At 38.9% G+C, this 208-nt stretch carries 1 pseudogene; it reads left to right on the forward strand.

Features of this window, described 5'->3' with window-relative positions:
* Positions 1 to 208: pseudogene (locus tag V6255_RS19075) on the forward strand (catalase); the annotation flags it as partial.

Here is a 208-nt window from a genome sequence, read left to right on the forward strand (position 1 = left end):
TCCTAACCACCAGCAACTTCCCATTAACCGTCCAAAAGTAGTTGTATTTAATTACAATCAGGCTGGCGTAGGTAATGTGGGTAATACTCAATCTGATATTAACTACCAACCAACCTATGAAGGAGTTACTCAACATGTAAAAGCACGTCATAGCGAAACACCTCTAACATGGTCAGTGCAACAAAAAGCAATTCATAAAGAGCTACAT

This window comes from Psychromonas arctica (assembly GCF_038155225.1).
GTDB lineage: Bacteria > Pseudomonadota > Gammaproteobacteria > Enterobacterales > Psychromonadaceae > Psychromonas > Psychromonas arctica_B.